At 70.0% G+C, this 1174-nt stretch carries 2 protein-coding genes; one reads left to right on the forward strand and one right to left on the reverse strand.

Features of this window, described 5'->3' with window-relative positions:
- Positions 1–115: 115 nt before the first annotated feature.
- Positions 116–304 (reverse strand): DUF5703 family protein, encoded by a 189-nt coding sequence (locus tag AB0959_RS52990; protein ID WP_014671721.1) that lies wholly within the window; start codon positions 302–304, stop codon positions 116–118.
- Between the two features lie 47 nt (positions 305–351).
- Here AB0959_RS52990 and AB0959_RS52995 point away from each other — a divergent pair, with 47 nt between their 5' ends.
- The gene (locus tag AB0959_RS52995) at positions 352–1038 is read left to right on the forward strand and encodes a hypothetical protein (protein ID WP_366834214.1); all 687 of its coding nucleotides are present in this window, start codon (positions 352–354) and stop codon (positions 1036–1038) included.
- Positions 1039–1174 lie beyond the last annotated feature (136 nt).

The following is a 1174-nucleotide window of genomic DNA, read 5'->3' on the forward strand; positions in this document are numbered from 1 at the left end:
GCGGCGCCCTGATCTCCCGCACGGCGCGGGCGACCGCGTCGCCCGCCCCCTGTGGTGCGCCCAACCGGCGCGGCCCCCGCCGCGGGGGGGCCCGCTCCGATTCAGTCGCCCGTCCTCACCACGTGGCGCGCACCTGGCGGATGATCCGCCGACGCAACCGCACCCTGCGGCTGCCGTCGCGCAGCAGGCTGAGGCGATCCAGCTCCCAGTGACCGTACTCGGCATGGTCCGTCAGCAGACGTGTGGCTTCCTTGCGGGAGACCCCGCGCGGTACGTACACGTCGACAAATTCGTATTCCGGCATCGCATCTATTGTGCGGGCAGAGGCCCTGTACGGATAGCGTCTGCACTATGTCTGATGCTGCGCAGCCCACCGCTGCCGAGGTACGCGCCGCCGCCGAGGCGGTCAAGACCGCGCTCGACCGCCACCTGGCCGCGGTCGAGCAGAGGACGGGTGAGGACGACCCGGCCGTCTACGAGGCGTTCAATGAGCTGGCCGCGGCCGCCGAGGAGTACGACGAACTGCTCTACGACCGCTACGACGAGGTCACGCCCTTCGAGATCCCCGGCACGGTGCCGTCCTACGCGGGACCGGAGCCGGACGCCATCAGCGTACTGATCCGCAGGGACTACACCGTGGTGGAACCCCAGCGGCTGCTGGCACAGGCGCAGCGCGTGGAAGCCGTGGAGGAGGACCGGAACGGAGCCGGTGGTTCCGACGACTCCCTCGGCACAGCCCACGCCCTGGACATCGTGTTCGGCGAGTTCGAGGCCGACGAGATCGCCTCACGGCACAAGGAGTTCGGGCTGGAGGAGGGCGACTCCACACTGTGGGTGACGGCCCTGGACACACAGCCCGAGCCCGGCGAATGGCTGGAGGCACCCTTCGAGCAGCCCGCCGAGGACCGGGTCATCTGCCGCTTCGACGCCAGCACCAGCTTCGAAGAGGACACCGACGACGACCTGGACGACGACGTCGTCCCCGAATCCGACCTGGACGACGACGAGGACCTGGAGCGGCTCGACGCGGAACGCTGAGCCCTGTCGGCCACGGCGACGGACACGGCGGGGCGGCGGTTCTGTAAGCAGGCCGACGCACAGCGCACACAGTGACACAGGGGGGACGAAGGCGATGACGGCCGAGCTGGTCCGGGGGCAGAACCATCCGCTCCCC

Source organism: Streptomyces sp. NPDC046862 (assembly GCF_040704615.1).
Classification (GTDB): domain Bacteria; phylum Actinomycetota; class Actinomycetes; order Streptomycetales; family Streptomycetaceae; genus Streptomyces.